We start from the raw sequence: 18,105 nt of genomic DNA, 5'->3' as shown, positions 1-18,105 counted from the left end.
AATGACTGCCGCCACCGCCACCAGCCCCTGGTACAAGCACCTCTGGCCCTGGATCATCATCGGCATCCTGACCACCTCGGTATGCCTGAGCCTGACCATGGTCAGCATTGCTGTGCGCAACCCGGACAACCTGGTCAACGACAACTACTACGAGGCCGGCAAGGGGATCAACCGTTCGCTCGACCGCGAACTGCTCGCCCAGACCCTCAACCTCAAGGCCAGCGTGCACCTTGATGAACTGACCGGCGAAGTGGACCTGCGCCTGACCGGCAACAGCGACCCGCAAACCCTGGAGTTGAACCTGATTTCGCCGACCCAGCCGGACAAGGATCGCAAGGTGCAACTGAGCCGTGCCGAAGCGGGGCGGTATGTCGGCCAATTGGACGACAAGGTCGAGGGGCGGCGTTTCGTCGAATTGCTGGGCAGCCAGCAGGGGCAAGTGTGGCGGCTGTTCGAAGAGGAGAAGGTCGAGCATGGCGTGGCCTTGCAGCTGGGTGATGAAGCGCTGCAAGGTGCCGAGCACCAATAGCCGCATCACCTTCGTACCTGTGGGAGCGGCTTGCCGCGCTAAGGGGCCAGACCAACATAGGGTGTTGCCTGAATTGACCCCGTCGCGGGACAAGCCCGCTCCCACAGGACCCGTTCCTCTCAGCCCATGCGTGCTCGCCTTATGACCCAGCCCATCCCCTGCTACCACTGCGCCCTGCCCGTCCCCGCCGGCAGCCGCTTCACCGCCGTGGTCCTTGGCGAGCCCCGGCAGTTTTGCTGCCCCGGTTGCCAGGCGGTGGCCGAAGCCATCGTGGCCGGCGGCCTGGCGCATTACTACCAGCACCGCAGTGACAGCAGCGCCAACCCTGAGGCCCTGCCCAGACAGTTGCAGGACGAGCTGGCCCTCTACGACCGCAGCGACGTGCAGCAAACCTTCGTCCACCATGCCGGCGCGCTGGCCGAGGCCACTCTGCTGGTCGAAGGTATCAGCTGCGCGGCTTGTGGCTGGCTGATCGAAAAGCACCTGCGTAACCTGCCCGGCGTGGCCGACGCGCGCCTGAACCTGTCCAACCACCGGCTGCTGCTCAGTTGGCACGACAACCAACTGCCGCTGTCCAGGCTGCTGGCCGAGTTACGGCAGATAGGCTATGCCGCCCACCCGTATCAGCCTGACCAGGCCGCCGAACAACTGGCCCGCGAGAACCGCAGTGCCTTGCGCCGCCTCGGGGTGGCGGGGCTACTGTGGTTCCAGGCCATGATGGCGACCATGGCCACCTGGCCGGAATTCAACATCGACCTGTCGCCTGAGCTGCACACCATTCTGCGCTGGGTGGCGCTGTTTCTGACCATTCCTATTGTGTTCTACAGCTGCGCGCCGTTCTTCAAGGGCGCCGCACGTGACCTGCGTACCCGCCACCTGACAATGGACGTGTCGGTTTCGCTGGCCATCGCATTGGCCTTCGGCGCGGGCATCTGGACTGCAGTCACTGGCAGTGGCGAGCTGTATTTCGACACCGTGGGCATGTTCGCGCTGTTTCTGCTCACGGGCCGTTACCTGGAGCGCCGCGCACGTGAGCGCACCGCGGCGGCCACCGCGCAACTGGTCAACCTGCTGCCCGCCTCGTGCCTGCGCCTGGGAGCCCTAGGCCAGGTCGAACGCATCCTGCTTGGCGAACTGCAATGCGGCGACACCGTACAGGTGCTGCCCGGCGCAGTCATCCCGGCCGATGGGCGCATTGTCGAAGGGCGCTCCAGCGTCGACGAATCGTTGCTGACCGGTGAATACCTGCCCCAGCCGCGCCGGGTTGGCGAACGCGTGACCGGCGGCACACTGAACGTGGAAAGTACCCTGCATGTGCAGGTCGAGGCGCTGGGCCATGATTCGCGCCTGTCGGCCATCGTCCGTCTGCTGGAGCGCGCTCAGACCGAGAAGCCGCGCCTGGCGGAAATCGCCGACCGGGCATCGCAATGGTTCCTGTTGTTCAGCCTGCTGGCGGCGCTGGTCATTGGCCTGTGGTGGTGGCACCTGGACCCGACACGGGCGTTCTGGATCGTCCTGGCAATGTTGGTGGCGACCTGCCCTTGCGCCTTGTCGCTGGCCACCCCCACCGCCCTGACCGCCGCCACGGGCACCCTGCACAAGCTCGGCCTGCTGGTCACCCGCGGTCATGTGCTGGAGGGCCTGAACCAGATCGACACGGTCATTTTCGACAAGACCGGCACCCTCACAGAGGGCCGCTTGGCTCTGCGCAGTATCCGCCAGGTCGGAGCCCTGCCCGCCGACCGTTGCCTGGCGCTGGCTGCCGCACTCGAGAACCGCTCTGAACACCCGATTGCGCGTGCCTTCGGCCGCGCGGCCGCGCCCGCAGAAGACGTGCAGACAATCCCTGGGCTGGGCCTGGAAGGTGTGGTCGATGGCCAGCGCCTGCGCATTGGCCAGGCTACGTTCGTCTGCGCCCTCAGCGGCACGCCAACCCCCGGCGTGCCGGAGCCGCGCGGCCAGTGGCTGTTGCTAGGCGACCGCCAAGGCCCATTGGCCTGGTTCGGCCTGGACGACCGCCTGCGCGAAGACGCGCCTGCCCTGCTCGCAGCCTGCAAGGCACGTGGCTGGCGCACCCTGCTGCTGTCGGGCGACAGTTCGCCGATGGTCGCCGAAGTGGCCGCACAACTGGGTATCGACCAGGCGATCGGCGGCCTGCGTCCGGACGATAAGCTGGACAGGCTCAAGGCGCTGCAAAATGCCGGACGCAAGGTGCTGATGCTTGGCGATGGAGTCAATGACGTGCCCGTGCTGGCCGCTGCCGACATCAGCATCGCCATGGGCAGCGCTACCGACCTGGCCAAGACCTGCGCCGATGCCGTGCTGTTGTCCAACCGCCTGCAGGCGCTGGTGCAAGCCTTTGACCTGGCCCGTCGCACCCGCCGCAACATCCTCGAGAACCTGCTATGGGCGACGCTGTATAATGGCCTCATGTTGCCGTTCGCCGCGCTCGGCTGGATCACCCCGGTATGGGCAGCCATCGGCATGTCGGTCAGTTCGCTGATCGTGGTGCTCAACGCCTTGCGCCTGACCCGCCTGCCCGTAAAAGCAGGCAAGCCCGCGGCGGGCTTGGCGCCATACGGAAGGAAGACGCCATGCCCGCCCTCTATATAATGATCCCGGCCGCCCTGCTGCTTGTCGGGGTCGCCGTCTACATCTTCTTCTGGGCAGTGGACAGCGGCCAATACGACGACCTGGACAGCCCTGCCCACAGCATCCTGTTCGATGATCAAGACCCACGCCACCAGGCCGCAGTCAAGAACGAAGAAGCAGGCTCCGAAAACGCCCCATCCGCACACAAGGAACAACCGCCCCGTGCCTGACCTACTGCCCCTGCTCGGCTCGGCACTGGTGCTCGGCCTGCTCGGCGGCGGCCATTGCCTGGGCATGTGTGGCGGGCTGATGGGCGCGCTGACCCTGGCCATCCCGCCCGAACAACGCGCCCGCCGCGTGCGCCTGCTGCTGGCGTACAACCTGGGGCGAGTGCTCAGCTACGCCTGCGCCGGCCTGCTGCTGGGCCTGGCCGGCTGGGCCGTGGCCAGCGGCCCGGCTGCCCTGGCGCTGCGCGTGGCAGCCGCCCTGCTGTTGATCGCCATGGGGTTGTATCTGGCGGGCTGGTGGAGCGGGCTTACGCGCATCGAGGCGCTGGGCAGGGGGCTGTGGCGGCACATCCAGCCCGTGGCTTCGCGCTTGTTGCCGGTTTCCAGCCTGCCACGGGCGCTGCTGCTTGGCGCGCTGTGGGGCTGGCTGCCGTGCGGGCTGGTCTACAGCACCTTGCTGTGGGCAGCCAGCCAAGGGCAGGCGGGGTACAGCGCAGCGCTGATGCTGGCGTTCGGGCTGGGCACCTGGCCGGTGTTGCTGGCCACGGGGTTGGCGGCAGAGCGCGTGAATGCGCTGTTGCGACGGCGCAGCGTGCGGATGGCCGGTGGCCTGCTGGTGATCCTGTTCGGGCTCTGGACCTTGCCCGGGCCTCACCAGCACTGGTTGATGGGGCATTGACAGGGGCTGCGCAGCCCAAGCTGCTCTTGATACAAATCAACACAGTTTCCTACAGACAGCCATAGACTCCGGTGCACTGCTGCTCTTTCCGGGGACCGCCCACATGCTCGAAGATCTACGCTGGGATGCCGACCTGATCCGCCGCTACGATCTGGCCGGCCCACGCTACACCTCCTACCCCACCGCTGTGCAACTGCACAGCGAAGTGGGCTCGTTCGACCTGCTCCATGCCCTGCGCGAAAGCCGCCGCGCCGTGCGCCCGCTGTCTTTGTACGTGCACGTGCCGTTCTGCGCCAACATCTGCTACTACTGCGCTTGCAACAAGGTCATCACCAAGGACCGTGGCCGCGCCGCGCCTTACCTGCAGCGCCTGGAGCAGGAAATTCAGCTCATCGCCTGCCACCTTGACCCCAAACAACGTGTTGAACAGCTGCATTTCGGCGGCGGCACGCCAACCTTTCTCAGCCATGTGGAACTGCGCCAGTTGATGGCCACCCTGCGCCAGCACTTCAACCTGCTGGACGACGATTCTGGCGATTACGGCATCGAAATCGACCCGCGCGAGGCAGACTGGTCGACCATGGGCCTGCTGCGCGAACTGGGCTTCAACCGCGTAAGCCTCGGCGTCCAGGACCTGGACCCGGCGGTGCAACGTGCGGTCAACCGCCTGCAGAGCCTGGAGCAGACCCGCACCCTGATCGAAGCGGCGCGCACCTTGCAATTCCGCTCGGTCAACCTGGACCTGATCTACGGCTTGCCCAAACAGACGCCAGAAGGTTTCGCCCGCACTGTGGAAGAAGTGATCCGCCTGCAACCGGACCGCCTGTCGGTGTTCAACTACGCCCACCTGCCCGAACGCTTCATGCCGCAACGGCGCATCGACACCAGCGAGCTGCCGGGCCCGGCTGCAAAACTGGACATGCTCCGCGCAACCATCGAGCAGCTGACGGGCGCCGGCTACCGCTACATCGGCATGGACCATTTCGCCCTGCCCGATGACGAGCTGGCCATCGCCCAGGAAGAAGGCACCCTGCAACGCAACTTCCAGGGTTACACCACCCATGGCCACTGCGACCTGATTGGCCTAGGGGTATCGGCCATCAGCCAGATCGGCGACCTGTACTGCCAGAACAGCAGCGACCTGAACACCTATCAGAACGCACTCTCCAGCGCCCAACTGGCAACCCAGCGCGGCCTACTGTGTAACCACGACGACCGCCTGCGACGGGCAGTGATCCAGCAGCTGATCTGCCATTTCGAGCTGGATTTCGAGCCCATCGAGGAAGCCTTCACCCTTGATTTTCGCGGTTACTTCAACGACCTGTGGCCACAGTTGCAGACCATGCAACGCGATGGCCTGATCAGGCTCGACGACCAGGGCATACGTATTCTGCCGGCCGGCCGCCTCCTGGCCCGTTCAGTGTGCATGGTGTTCGACGCCTACCTGGCGATGCACAACCGCCAGCGCTTCTCGCGTGTCATCTAGCCGAGCACGTCGATAAACCGCATGGACAAGCGTCCTTGTCGGGCACACTATGGGCCAGAACAGCCCCCCGGCAGCCTTTAGCTGAGGGCCGGCCAGCTCGCACCACCCTAGCGACGCTGGCCTACACCCTATGCCGTAGGTTACCCTTACGTCTTATGTGTGCTTTCCCACAAGGATCGATTCAAATGTCCGAGCCAGTCAAACTGCGCCCACACAACCAGGCCCATTGCAAGGATTGCAGCCTGGCCCCCCTGTGCCTGCCTCTTTCGCTCAACCTGGAAGACATGGATGCACTGGATGAAATCGTCAAACGTGGACGGCCGCTGAAAAAAGGCGAGTTCCTGTTCCGCCAGGGTGACAATTTCGGCTCGGTTTACGCGGTACGCTCCGGCGCCCTCAAGACCTTCAGCCTGAGCGACAGCGGCGAGGAGCAGATCACCGGCTTCCACCTGCCCAGCGAACTGGTGGGCCTGTCGGGCATGGACACTGAGGCCTACCCGGTATCGGCACAGGCCCAGGAGACCACGTCGGTGTGCGAAATCCCCTTCGAGCGCCTCGACGAGCTATCGGTGCAGTTGCCGCAACTGCGCCGCCAACTGATGCGGGTCATGAGCCGTGAGATCCGCGATGACCAGCAAATGATGCTGCTGCTGTCGAAGAAAACCGCCGACGAACGCATTGCGACGTTCCTCGTCAATCTGTCTGCACGCTTCCGCGCCCGCGGCTATTCGGCCAACCAGTTCCGCTTGAGCATGTCGCGCAACGAGATCGGCAACTACCTGGGCCTGGCGGTTGAAACCGTGTCACGAGTATTCACCCGCTTCCAACAGAACGGGCTGATCCGCGCCGAGGGCAAGGAAGTGCACATCCTGGACCCCATCCAGCTGTGCGCACTGGCCGGTGGTGCGTTGGAGGCCTGAAAGCCTGCGCGAAAAGGTATACTGGCGCATTCGTTTCCCCAGGATTACTCGCCACATGCACAGCGACGCCTTCGACCTCAAAGCCCTGATTCGCCCGGTAGCGGACTTCCCCAAACCGGGCGTGATCTTTCGCGATATCACCCCGCTGTTCCAGTCGCCGCGCGGGCTGCGCTACGTCGCCGACCAGTTCATCGAGCGGTATGTCGAAGCTGAGTTCAGCCACATCGGCGCCATGGATGCACGCGGGTTCCTGATCGGCTCGATCATCGCTCACCAGCTGAACAAGCCGCTGATCCTGTTCCGCAAACAGGGCAAGCTGCCGGCCGATGTGCTGTCGGAGGGTTACCAGACCGAATACGGCGAAGCCTTCCTGGAAGTGCATGCCGACAGCCTGTGCGACGGTGATTCGGTGCTGATCTTCGATGACCTGATTGCGACGGGCGGCACGTTGCTGGCAGCGGTCAACCTGGTGCGCCGCACCGGTGCCCAGGTCTTCGAGGCGGCGTCGATCATCGATTTGCCAGAGCTGGACGGCTCACGCCGGCTGCGTGCGGCGGGGGTGCCGACCTTCTGCCTGACCGAATTCTCGCTCAGCGAGTACTGAGTCAGCTCCAGGGACGCAAGATCAGAGGGAAATCGGCCTGCGCCCGGCGAAGGCATGCGCCAGGGTGCCGCCATCGACCAGCTCCAACTCGCCACCCAACGGTACACCGTGGGCGATCCGCGAGGCGGCCAAGCCCTTCTGCGCCAGTAACTGAGCGATGTAATGGGCCGTCGCCTCCCCTTCCACCGTCGGGTTGGTTGCCAGGATCACCTCGGTAAAGCTGCCTTGTTCGTCAATCCGCGCCATCAGTTGCGGCACCCCGATCGCCTCAGGCCCTAGGCCATCCAGCGGCGACAGATGCCCCTTGAGCACGAAGTAGCGGCCTCGGTAGCCGGTCTGTTCCACCGCGTACACGTCCATCGGCCCTTCCACCACGCACAGCTGAGTGTCGTCACGCCGCGGGTCGGCGCACTGCGGGCACAGCTCCTGCTCGGTCAGGGTACGGCACTGACGGCAGTGCCCAACCCCCTCCATGGCCTGGCTGAGCGCCTGGGCCAGGCGCAGGCCGCCACTGCGGTCCCGCTCTAGCAGTTGCAGAGCCATGCGCTGGGCGGTTTTCTGACCGACACCCGGGAGGGTGCGCAAGGCGTCGATCAGTTGACGGATCAAGGGGCTGAAGCTCATGTGTGCAGGCCTGCCAGTTCGGGAAACAGAATGAACAAGGGAGCAACGACCACACGGCCGTTACTCCCCATTTGAAGCAAAGGATCGATCAGAACGGCATTTTGAAGCCCGGCGGCAGTTGCATGCCGGCGGTCATGCTGCCCATCTTGTCCTGGCTGTTCTGCTCGACCTTGCGAACAGCGTCGTTAAGGGCCGCAGCGATCAGGTCCTCGAGCACTTCCTTGTCGTCTTCGTCGGTCGACATCAGGCTTTGATCGATGCTGACGCGCTTGACGTCGTGACGACCTGTCATCACCACGCTCACCAGGCCGCCACCGGCTTGGCCGGTTACTTCAGCGTTGGCCAGCTCTTCCTGCATCTTGGCCATCTTTTCCTGCATCTGCTGGGCCTGCTTCATCAGGCCGGCCATGCCACCTTTCATCATGGGGGTATACCTCGATTGGGTCATGTGATGCGGCCTGGCAAAGGGCCGGCCGCATGGTTATGCATTACTGTCCCTGGCTGACCAGGGCCTCTACAGGTTCAATAGTATCCTGCCGCACCGTAGCACCGAACTGCTTGATCATTTGCTGGATCAACGGATCCTGCTCAATCGAGGCCACTGCGTCCTGCTGACGCTCGGCACGCTTGCGTGCTGCCGCCTGGGCCGGGGTTTCCTGTTCGGGGAGGATCAGCTCGATCCGCAGGTTCAGCGTGCGCCCCAGGTGCTGGTTGAGCGCTTCGTTCAGGCGGCGTTGCTGGGTGGCGTTGAACAGCGCGCCCTGGCCCGGGTCCAGGTGCAGCAGCCAGTCGTCACCGTCTGCAGCCATCAACGTACAGTTTGCAGCGATGTTGCCTGTCATACCGGACACAGGCAACTGTGGGAATAATTCCAGCCATTGCAGGGCCAGGCCAGTGGCAGGCTTCGCGGCAGGCAAGTGCTCGGGCGCGGCGACGGGCGGTTCTTCCTGCACGTGCTCGGCCAGTTCGTCCAGGTAGCTGAAGCCCACCGGATCGCTGTCACCGATGTAATAGTCCTCATCCATCGGCGGCTCATCGTCACGGTCCATGCCCGCCGGGGAGTAGGCGGACGGATCGAACGGTGGCTCGTCGTGGGCAGGTTCGGCAGCTTGTGGCACCGGTGCAGGGTCGGGCTTCGCAGTGGCGGGCGCGGGCTCAGTAATGGGCTCTTCCCACGGCAGGTCGACTACTTCAGCAACCGCTTCCGGCGCAGGTTCTGCTGGCTCTGGCTCTGGCTCTGGAACAGCCTCGACCGCCGCTTCGGCCTCTGCGACAACCTCCGCCGGAGCAACGGCTGCCACGGCGACCGGCGGCACGGCAGCAACAACCGGCGCTTCAGCGACCGCCGCTGGCGCTGCCACCGGGTTTGCAGGATCAGCTGTGGCCTGGCTGATCCCCACCGGCTTTAGCACCGGCTTCGGCGCATCGTCGGTATCGGCCGGGCGGAACGCCAGCATGCGCAGCAGGACCATCTCGAAGCCGCCCCGCGGGTCCGGTGCCAATGGCAGGTCGCGGCGGCCGATCAGCCCCATCTGGTAGTAGAACTGTACATCCTCGGCCGGCAGGGCGGACGCCAGCGCCAATACCCGGTCGCGGTCGCCCTGGCCATTGTCCACCGCATCAGGCAATGCCTGGGCGATAGCCACACGGTGCAGCACATTGAGCATCTCGGCCAGTACGCCACTCCAGTCTGGCCCTTGCTCTGCAAGGTTGCGCACGGCCTCGAGCAACGCCCGCGCATCGCCCTCCAGCAACGCTTGCAGCACCCCATAGACCTGGCCGTGATCGAGGCTGCCGAGCATGGCCCGCACGTCGGCGGCCATCACTTTGCCTTCGCCAAAGGCAATAGCCTGGTCGGTCAGGCTCATGGCATCGCGCATCGACCCATCGGCAGCGCGACCGAGCAGCCACAGCGCGTCGGGTTCGAACGGCACGTTTTCGGCCGTCAGTACATGGCTCAGGTGCTCGACCACACGCTCCGGGCTCATGTTCTTCAGCGAGAACTGCAGGCAACGCGACAGGATGGTGGCCGGCAGCTTCTGCGGGTCGGTGGTGGCGAGGATGAACTTAACGTAGGGCGGTGGCTCTTCCAGCGTCTTGAGCAAGGCGTTGAACGAGTGCGTGGACAGCATGTGCACTTCGTCGATCAGGTAAACCTTGAAGCGCCCGCGGCTCGGTGCGTACTGCACGTTATCGAGCAGCTCGCGGGTGTCCTCGACCTTGGTCCGGCTGGCAGCGTCGATCTCGATCAGGTCGACGAAGCGGCCCTCGTCGATCTCCCGGCACACCGAACACGTACCGCAGGGCGTGGAGGTAATGCCCGTCTCACAGTTGAGGCATTTGGCGATGATCCGCGCAATGGTGGTCTTGCCCACGCCGCGCGTACCAGTGAACAGGTAGGCATGGTGCAGGCGCTGGTTGTCCAAGGCATTGATCAAGGCCTTGAGCACATGGGCCTGGCCGACCATTTCGCGGAACGAGCGCGGACGCCATTTACGTGCAAGAACCTGATAACTCATCGAAAAACCATCGCAGCCTGATCGAGCGGAAGATCGCTAATGCTAGCGGAGCGGGGGCAAAATTGCACCCTGCAAGGTTCGGCTAAGCTAAGGAACTGGCGCATGCCGTTCAGGGAGAATGAGCCTTGCGAAGACTGCTGGCCCTGCTGATGCTGTGCAACACCCAAAGCCTGGCCGACCAGCCCGTGCTGCGGTTTTCCGTCGCCGAGAGCTGGAGCATGCCGCTGATGCGCGTGGCGGACGAGCAGCCGGTTGAAGGGCTGCTGTTCGACCTGATGCAAGCCATGGCCCGCGAAGTCGGCGCCCGCGCCGAATACCATGTGCTGCCCCGCCTGCGCCTGCAGCAGGCCATGGATGACGGCGACGTCGATGTGCGCTGTTATGTAAGCCCCCAGTGGTTCAACGATCGGCCGGGGCGGTTCGCCTGGAGCATACCGCTGTTTCGCCTGCGGGATGTACTGGTCGGGCAGCCGAACGACCAACCTACCCGCCCGGAGCAACTGCCGCTGCAGGCCATTGGTACGGTACTGGGTTACACCTACACCACGCTGGACCCTCTGTTCGAGCGTGGGCAATTACGCCGTGAAGACAGCCGCAGCCAGGAGCTGGCGCTGCAGAAGCTGCAGATTGGGCGCTATCGGCATGCGGTGAGCAACGAGCTGTCGCTGCAGTGGTTTAACCAGCGGTTACCCACTGGCCAGCGGCTGCAAGTGCTGGCGGTGCTGGAACAGCAGGCGCTGGGGTGCATGGTGCGAAATGATCCGTCGGTGCCGACCCAAGGGGTGTTGCGGGCATTGGTTCGCATGAAGGAATCAGGGGAGATCGAGCGAATCACGCGGCGCTATGGGGCTGCGGTTTATTCAGGTGAGGTTTCGGGGGTCAAGCCTTGATCGGGGCCCCGCCTTGAGATGTAGGACAATCAAAGAGGTGTCGACAGGGTGCGGAGTCAGACATGCTGACCACCGTTAACATGAATTTCCGCGCCATTTACATAAGAAGCACCGCTTGTGCAAAGGAAGTAGACGAGCGAAGCAACTTCTTCAGGTTTGCCCAGCCGGCTCATCGGCACCAGACGCTCGACGATATCCGCAGTGCCTTCGGACAGTATCGAGGTTTCGATTTCCCCAGGGGCGATCGCGTTGACCCTTATGCCCTGCCGGCCAAAATCAAAGGCCATTTCGCGAGTCAGGGCGCACAGTGCAGCTTTGGATGTGGAATAGGCAACACCTGCAAACGGGTGCACCCGGGACCCGGCAATAGAGGTCACGTTGATGATGCTGCCTTTTGCAGCGCTCAACTCCTCAAACAGCCCGCGGGCAAGCAGGGCCGTGGAAAACAGGTTGACATTGAAGACCTTGATCCAGGTTGCATAGTCGGACTGCAGTACACCAAGGCGCGCCCCCTCAGGCCCCTTGGGTGAAATCCCGGCATTGTTTACCAATGCATCCAGGCGCCCACCCAGTTTAGCTTTGATGACTGCCAGGCTGTCGTTGACGCTGTCGATATCCTCCAGATCAAGATGAAAGTGGTTGAGCAAACCCTCGGCCCACGGGCATTCAGCAGCCCAATCCTGGCGAGACGCGGTGAAGATCCTCCACCCAGCGGCGTGGAAGTGTTTGACGGTGGCATGGCCAATGCCACGACTGGCACCGGTCAACAGCAGTGTCTTTTCGCTCATACCTGCATTTACCTGGTAAAAGTTTCGCGTGGACGACTCAGCGATCTAGGTCAAGAAGGCGACGAACCTCACGTGTCGGAGGCGCCATGGCTGTTAACTCTAAGTCGGACGACCTGTGGCGGAAACGACATATTTCCCTCGTTACCCGTCACAGGATGGCAATGCCCGTGCATGGCCGCCAACGGCCCGCCGGAGGCAATATCAGGGCCGGTCCCACCCACCTCCCAACGCTCTGACCAGGTTCACTGTGGCAATGGCCTGCGTGCCGGTCAGGCGGCTCAGTTGCAGCTCGGTTTGCAAGACCTGACGCTGAGCATCGATAACGTCCAGATAGCTGATCTGCCCCTCTTCATACTGAGTCCTGGAAAGGCGTTCTGTACGTATTGACGCTGCAACCGCATCGCGTTGGTTACGCTTCTGATCACTGAGCAACCTCAGATCCGCGAGGTTGTCCTCTACCTCTCTGAATGCCACCAGTACCTGTTCCCGATACTTGGCAACCTGCTCGTCGTATCGAGCCCGCGCAGAGGCAAGGCCTGCTTTTCTGCGACCACCATCAAAGAGTGGCAAGGTCAGGGCAGTTCCGGTAAGTGGACCTAATAGAAAAGACCGCGTTGACCAGTCGAACAGATTCCCCAGTGACGACGCCTCGAATCCGGCGGCGGCATTCAGATCAAGCCGCGGGAAGAATGCTGACCTTGCCAGCCCGATCTGGGCATTGGCCGCCGCCATGGCTTTTTCGGCAGCGGCAATATCGGGACGGCGTTCTAGCAGAGCTGATGGTAGTCCGACAGGCACCTGAGTCTCGATGGGCTCTATCGGCGACTCAGGGAATTTGAAGTCGGCAGGCGCTTTACCCAGCAACACCGCAAGGCTGTGCTCTGAGGTTGCCCGAAGCCGTGCGACCCCTACCGAGTTCGCCCTCGCGCTCGCTAACTCGTTGCGCGCCCGGGACAAGTCAAGTTCGTTTATGTCGCCTTCCTTGAACCGCCCCTCTACCAACTTCAGGGTGTTTTCACGCAAGGTGACTGTGCGCCGAAACAATCGAAGTTGATTGTCGTACTCACGCAGTTCGAAATATTGCTTGGCCACGTCAGCCTGCAGGGTTAGCAGCACAGAATGATAAAGCGCCTCGTTCTGGGCTTGATCAGCCAGCGCGACATTCACGTGTGAATCCACCCTGCCGAACAGGTCTACCTCATAGGAAGCGGTCGCCTGCGCCCGCCAAAGCGTCTGCGCCGACCCACGTGCATCGTCGGACAACGACTGTGAGGCTGGAGAGCTGCGTTCACGCGTAGCACCAAACCCTGCATCGATGGACGGGAACCACCCCGCTCGGGCTGACTGGGTCAATGCTCTCGATTGCCGGACCCGTGCGGCAGCCGCCCTAAGGTTCTGGTTAGCCTCTGCGGCTTGCCGCTCAAGGTCGTTCAGCACCGGATCGCCAAACGCCAACCACCATTGCCCTCGGTGTTCGGCCTCCGCCGGTTCAGCGTTTTTCCAAGCGCTGCGGTTGACGCTCGGTGCCTGCTTGCGGGTCGCCGAGGCCTCCTTGAAGGCCTGCGGAGTCGGCACATCAGGACGGGAGTATGTCGGCTCCACAGAGCAGGCTGTCAGCAGCGTTAGCACCGCTGAGGCAATTAGCAGCCTTGAACTGCACAGTTGGGGTAGTTGGCTCATTGCGTGGCTCCGATCATGCGTCCAATGCTTGCGTTGTCAGGTGAGGTGCGTCTTTCTGAGCCACATGTACTTTGCCGCCTGCCAACGTGCGCAGGACCACATAGAAGACAGGTGTCAGGACAAGGCCGAACAGGGTTACGCCCAACATGCCGAAGAAAACCGAGACGCCCATGGCCTGGCGCATTTCTGAGCCGGCGCCAGAGGAAAATACCAGGGGAACCACCCCCATGATGAAGGCGATCGATGTCATGAGAATCGGCCGCAGGCGCAGGCGGCTCGCTTCAATGGCGGCCTCCAACGGCGTAAAACCGTCGTGCTCCAGCTCTCTGGCGAACTCGACTATCAAAATGGCGTTCTTCGATGCCAGGGCGACCAGGACCATCAACCCGATCTGGGTAAAGATGTTGTTGTCCCCCTGCGTGAGCCATACCCCTGTAAGTGCGCACAGTATGCTCATGGGGACGATCAGGATGACTGCCAAAGGCAGTGTCAGGCTTTCGTAGAGTGCGGCCAGCACGAGGAATACGAGCAGCACGCTGATTGGGAATACCCACATACCGGCGTTACCTGCCAACACCTTCTGGTAAGTCAGGTCAGTCCACTCGAATTTTACCCCTTGCGGCAATACCTCGGCTGCAATGCGTTCTGCTGCTACCTGGGCCTGGCCGGACGAATAGCCTGGCGCCGGGCCGCCGTTGATATCTGCCGCTGTATAGCCGTTGTATCGCACCACCATGTCCGGCCCATAGGTCGGGGTGATGCGAACCAGAGAAGACAAAGGCACCATTTCTCCACGGTCGTTTCTGGTTTTCAGCTGAAGAATGTCATCCGCGCGCTGACGAAACGGTGCGTCGGCCTGCACACGTACCTGGTACACCCGGCCAAAACTATTGAAGTCATTCACGTACAAGGAGCCAAGGTATACCTGCATGGTCTTGAACACATCGGTAACCGACACGCCCAGCTGCTTGGCTTTCACTCGGTCCAATTCAACGTTCAACTGGGGGAAGTTGATTTGATAGTTGGTCAGTGAGCCACCAAGCTCGGGGGTAACCGCCGCCTTGGCCACGAATGCCTGAGCGGCGTCGTTGAGCGCCTCGTACCCCAGGCTACCCTGGTCCTCCAGTTGCATCTTGAAGCCGCCCAGTGTGCCCAGGCCGAGTATTGGCGGCGGTGGAAAGGCTGCAACGTAGGCACCTTTGATAAGGGCGAACTTCTGGTTGAGGGACTCGACGATGGCCGCGGCCGACTCATCTTTGCCGGTACGCTCGCTCAGGGGTTTGAGGGGGACGAAGACGATCCCTGCGCTGGAACTGTTCATGAATCCGTTGACGGACATTCCAGGGAACCCGACTGCATGAGCTGCGCCCGGCTGCTGCATGACGATTTCGCTCATCTGGCGAATCACTTCTTCCGTGCGGTCAAGAGAGGCGCCATTGGGGAGCTGGGCGATGGTGACCAAGTATTCCTTGTCCTGCATCGGAAGGAAGCCTGCGGGCACACTATTGCCCACGACCACTGTGAGCCCCAGAAGCCCCACATAAACGAGCAGCATGCTGCCTTTGCGTTTAAGTACGCCTGTTACACCCTTCGAGTAGTGCTCCGAACCGCGACTGAAAGCCTTGTTGAATACTCGAAAAAAGCCGCCCAGTACGTTGTTCATCCCTCGAGTCAACGCATCCTGCTTTGCACCGTGGCTACGCAAAAGCAGTGCACTGAGGGCTGGAGACAGGGTGAGCGAGTTAAAGGCTGAGATCACCGTCGAAATCGCAATGGTCATCGCAAACTGCTGATAGAACTGCCCCGTGAGGCCGCTCATGAATGCCAATGGCACAAACACTGCGACCAACGTGAGAGCGATTGCAATGATAGGGCCGCTGACCTCCTGCATGGCTTTGTACGTGGCCGCTCTGGGCGTCAGTCCCCCGGCGATATTCCTTTCCACGTTTTCGACCACAACGATGGCATCGTCGACGACGATACCAATAGCGAGCACCATTCCGAAAAGCGACAGGGCATTGATCGAGAAACCGAAGGCCAGCAAAAGCGCGAAGGTACCCACGATTGATACCGGTACGGCCAGCAAAGGGATGATCGCTGTACGCCATGACTGGAGGAACACAATGACGACCACAACCACCAGTGCGATGGCTTCGAGCAGTGTTTCTATAACCGCCTGAATGCTCGACTTCACGAAGCGCGTGGGGTCGTAGATCAGCCTGTAGTCCAGGCCAGGAGGGAAGTCAGCGCTGAGCTCCTTGAGTGTTGCGCGGATTTGATCGGAGATCTCAAGTGCGTTAGCGCCAGGCAATTGGTAGACGGCAAGGGACACGGCGGGCTTGTTGTCCAGCAGCGCACGTAAACCGTATTCAGCCGCAGAAAGCTCCACCCTGGCGACATCTCGCAGATGAGTCACTGCACCGTTTGGGCCTGTTTTAAGAACGATGTCACGGAACTCGTCGACCGTCTTCAGGCGCCCCTGGGCATTGATTGTCAACTGGACCGCAGTACCTGGCGAAGAAGGCGCAGCACCGACGGCTCCTGCGGCAACCTGGATGTTCTGCTCCTGGATGGAGGTGACGATCTCAGTGGCGGTGAGGTTTCGCTGTGCGACCTTCTGCGGGTCGAGCCATACGCGCATTGCGTAGTCCCCCGACCCCCACATGTCGACACGGCCAACACCGGATATTCGCTCAAATCGTGTTTTGACGTTCCGTACACCGTAGTTTCTCAAGTACGTTGTATCGTACCGATCATTCGGCGATACCAGGTGCAGGAACAGCACCAGTGCAGAAGAGCTTTTGAGGGTAGTGACACCCAGTCGTTGAACCTCTTCGGGCAACCGTGGCAATGCTTGGTTGACGCGGTTCTGAACCAACTGGGTCGCCAAGTCAGGGTCGGTTCCTAACGCAAACGTTACGGTTATAGTCAGGTTGCCATCACTGTTTGCCTGGGACTGCATATACAACATATTTTCAACGCCGTTGATCTTTTCCTCCAGCGGCGCAGCAACGGTTTCGGCAATGACCTTTGGGTTCGCCCCGGGGTACTGCACACTGACCGTGACCGAAGGTGGGACGACTTCCGGGTACTCGGCAATCGGCAATCGAAATATTGCGATCAACCCTGCAAGCAGGATCACCACGGAAAGTACGCCCGCAAAGATCGGACGATCAATGAAGAACTTGGATATGTTCATGAGTGACTCTTTGAGTGAGCGCTACTACTTTCAGCGCTGCTTGAACTTCAACAATGAAAACAAAGCGCTGCGTTACCACCCGTTCGCTGGCCAACCGAGCCCGCTCAGGTGGGTTGAGACAGGGTAAATATGAAACCGGGGGTCAATGAATGTTGCTCGCCTGTGCGCTACCACGGGAAACTATCTTCCCTGATACCTGCTCCCCTGGACGAACTCGCTGAATACCACCCACCACTACCCGCTCGCCTTCTTCGAGCCCGGACGTAATAATCCGCTCGTTGCCTTGCAGGTTCCCCAGCGCCACCGGGCGATAAGCGATGTGGTCATCCTTATCTACAACCAGGACGAACCGCTTGTCCTGATCGGTGCCAATAGCGGCGTCATCAATGAGCAAGGCTGGGTACGGTTCACTGCCGCCAACTTTTACACGCGCGTATAACCCCGGAACCATACTGCCATCCGAGTTGTCAAACCGCGCCCGCATGCGAATGGTGCCCGATGTCGTATCGAGTTGGTTATCCACGGATTGGATAACGCCACGGCGCGAGTACCCAGTCTCATCTGCAAGTCCCAGATCAACGGGGACGTTACCGTTGTGGCCCTGCCGACTGAGGTATTTGAGATAGGTCTGCTCGTCAGCATTGAACTCCGCATACATGGGGTTGACCGAAACGAGAGTGGTCAGCGGTGCGGCGCCTGCCCCGGCATTCACAATATTGCCGAGTGTCAATTCCGCTCGCGATACACGGCCGGCAATTGGAGCGGTTATCTGGGTATGGCCGAGGTCAATTTTAGCGGCATCCAGCGCCGCTTCAGCTGTTTTAAGGTTGGCGCTAGCCTCCAGGGCCGCATTGTTTTTCTCGTCGTAGTCACGTTTGGCGATTGCATTTTCGCCGATGAGGCGCTGCGCCCTTTCCCAGTCGCTTTTCGTGTATGCGGCGCGAGCCCGCGCGGCGGCAACCTGGCCCTTGGCTCGTTCGACCTGTGCCTGGTAGGGACGTGGGTCGATGACAAATAGCGTGTCCCCTTTTTTAACCATTTGCCCATCATGTATGTTGACAAGCGTAATGGTTCCCGCAACCAGCGGCCTGACCTCAACCTTTTCCACTGCTGCCAACCGGCCAGAATAGACTTGCCAGTCGGTGACTGTTTCTTTTTTAACGACTGCGATATCGACCTCCTGCAGGGGTGACGGGCCTTCCTGTGCTACCGCCCGTGCTGAATGATCGACAACGCCATAGGCAATGATGCCTGAGATAAAAATAAAACCTACCGAATAAACTGCCAGCCTGGCATGGGATTTTGAATTCGAACTCATAATTGCTCCGGAATTAATTCTGCCTCAGCCCAACCCTTGTTTAACTGTCG

The 18,105-nt window shown here is 61.5% G+C and carries 15 protein-coding genes; 8 read left to right on the top strand and 7 right to left on the bottom strand.

Annotation, left to right across the window (positions count from 1 at the left end; all coding sequences use genetic code 11):
* Position 1 precedes the first annotated feature (1 nt).
* From L6D80_RS01825 to L6D80_RS01795, 7 genes are all read left to right on the top strand, one after another.
* The gene (locus tag L6D80_RS01825) at positions 2–529 is read left to right on the top strand and encodes a FixH family protein (protein ID WP_054899960.1); all 528 of its coding nucleotides are present in this window, start codon (positions 2–4) and stop codon (positions 527–529) included.
* A gap of 141 nt (positions 530–670) precedes the next feature.
* On the top strand, positions 671–3,142 hold the full coding sequence (locus L6D80_RS01820) for a heavy metal translocating P-type ATPase (RefSeq protein ID WP_054899961.1): 2,472 nt from the start codon (positions 671–673) through the stop codon (positions 3,140–3,142).
* Positions 3,124–3,351 carry a cbb3-type cytochrome oxidase assembly protein CcoS gene (gene ccoS, locus L6D80_RS01815; protein WP_054899962.1) on the top strand — a complete coding sequence of 76 codons (228 nt, stop codon included), beginning with the start codon at positions 3,124–3,126 and terminating at the stop codon, positions 3,349–3,351. The genes L6D80_RS01820 and ccoS overlap by 19 nt, the downstream gene beginning before the upstream one ends.
* Positions 3,344–4,027: a sulfite exporter TauE/SafE family protein gene (locus L6D80_RS01810; RefSeq protein WP_176512496.1), complete on the top strand. Its 684-nt coding sequence runs from the start codon at positions 3,344–3,346 to the stop codon at positions 4,025–4,027. The genes ccoS and L6D80_RS01810 overlap by 8 nt, the downstream gene beginning before the upstream one ends.
* 103 nt (positions 4,028–4,130) lie before the next feature.
* Positions 4,131–5,513: an oxygen-independent coproporphyrinogen III oxidase gene (hemN, locus tag L6D80_RS01805; protein ID WP_176512495.1), complete on the top strand. Its 1,383-nt coding sequence runs from the start codon at positions 4,131–4,133 to the stop codon at positions 5,511–5,513.
* A 185-nt stretch (positions 5,514–5,698) separates the two neighbouring features.
* Positions 5,699–6,433 (top strand): Crp/Fnr family transcriptional regulator FnrA, encoded by a 735-nt coding sequence (gene fnrA / locus L6D80_RS01800; RefSeq protein WP_054899965.1) that lies wholly within the window; start codon positions 5,699–5,701, stop codon positions 6,431–6,433.
* A 55-nt stretch (positions 6,434–6,488) separates the two neighbouring features.
* The gene (locus L6D80_RS01795) at positions 6,489–7,037 is read left to right on the top strand and encodes an adenine phosphoribosyltransferase (RefSeq protein ID WP_054899966.1); all 549 of its coding nucleotides are present in this window, start codon (positions 6,489–6,491) and stop codon (positions 7,035–7,037) included.
* Positions 7,038–7,058: 21 nt separating this feature from the next.
* Here L6D80_RS01795 and recR read toward each other — a convergent pair whose 3' ends face one another.
* From recR to dnaX, 3 genes are all read right to left on the bottom strand, one after another.
* A complete protein-coding gene (gene recR, locus L6D80_RS01790; protein ID WP_054899967.1) occupies positions 7,059–7,661 on the bottom strand; it encodes a recombination mediator RecR in 603 nt (200 codons plus the stop codon).
* Positions 7,662–7,749: 88 nt separating this feature from the next.
* Positions 7,750–8,085: a YbaB/EbfC family nucleoid-associated protein gene (locus tag L6D80_RS01785; protein ID WP_054899968.1), complete on the bottom strand. Its 336-nt coding sequence runs from the start codon at positions 8,083–8,085 to the stop codon at positions 7,750–7,752.
* 64 nt (positions 8,086–8,149) lie between these two features.
* Positions 8,150–10,180 (bottom strand): DNA polymerase III subunit gamma/tau, encoded by a 2,031-nt coding sequence (gene dnaX / locus L6D80_RS01780; protein WP_176512494.1) that lies wholly within the window; start codon positions 10,178–10,180, stop codon positions 8,150–8,152.
* A 125-nt stretch (positions 10,181–10,305) separates the two neighbouring features.
* Here dnaX and L6D80_RS01775 point away from each other — a divergent pair, with 125 nt between their 5' ends.
* On the top strand, positions 10,306–11,070 hold the full coding sequence (locus L6D80_RS01775) for a substrate-binding periplasmic protein (protein ID WP_054899970.1): 765 nt from the start codon (positions 10,306–10,308) through the stop codon (positions 11,068–11,070).
* A 56-nt stretch (positions 11,071–11,126) separates the two neighbouring features.
* Here the strand turns inward: L6D80_RS01775 and L6D80_RS01770 are convergent, their stop codons facing one another.
* From L6D80_RS01770 to L6D80_RS01755, 4 genes are all read right to left on the bottom strand, one after another.
* Positions 11,127–11,858: an SDR family NAD(P)-dependent oxidoreductase gene (locus tag L6D80_RS01770; protein WP_176512493.1), complete on the bottom strand. Its 732-nt coding sequence runs from the start codon at positions 11,856–11,858 to the stop codon at positions 11,127–11,129.
* Positions 11,859–12,059: 201 nt separating this feature from the next.
* Complete coding sequence (locus tag L6D80_RS01765; RefSeq protein ID WP_176512492.1) at positions 12,060–13,538, bottom strand: efflux transporter outer membrane subunit; 1,479 nt, start codon at positions 13,536–13,538, stop codon at positions 12,060–12,062.
* Positions 13,539–13,551: 13 nt separating this feature from the next.
* Complete coding sequence (locus L6D80_RS01760) at positions 13,552–16,737, bottom strand: efflux RND transporter permease subunit (RefSeq protein ID WP_176512491.1); 3,186 nt, start codon at positions 16,735–16,737, stop codon at positions 13,552–13,554.
* A 142-nt stretch (positions 16,738–16,879) separates the two neighbouring features.
* Complete coding sequence (locus L6D80_RS01755; protein WP_054899974.1) at positions 16,880–18,055, bottom strand: efflux RND transporter periplasmic adaptor subunit; 1,176 nt, start codon at positions 18,053–18,055, stop codon at positions 16,880–16,882.
* Positions 18,056–18,105: the final 50 nt, after the last annotated feature.

The sequence above is a fragment of the Pseudomonas ceruminis genome (genome assembly GCF_021602025.1).
Classification (GTDB): domain Bacteria; phylum Pseudomonadota; class Gammaproteobacteria; order Pseudomonadales; family Pseudomonadaceae; genus Aquipseudomonas; species Aquipseudomonas ceruminis.
The sequence above is the reverse complement of the archived record's forward strand: the minus strand, read 5'-3'. Positions and strand labels throughout refer to the sequence as shown.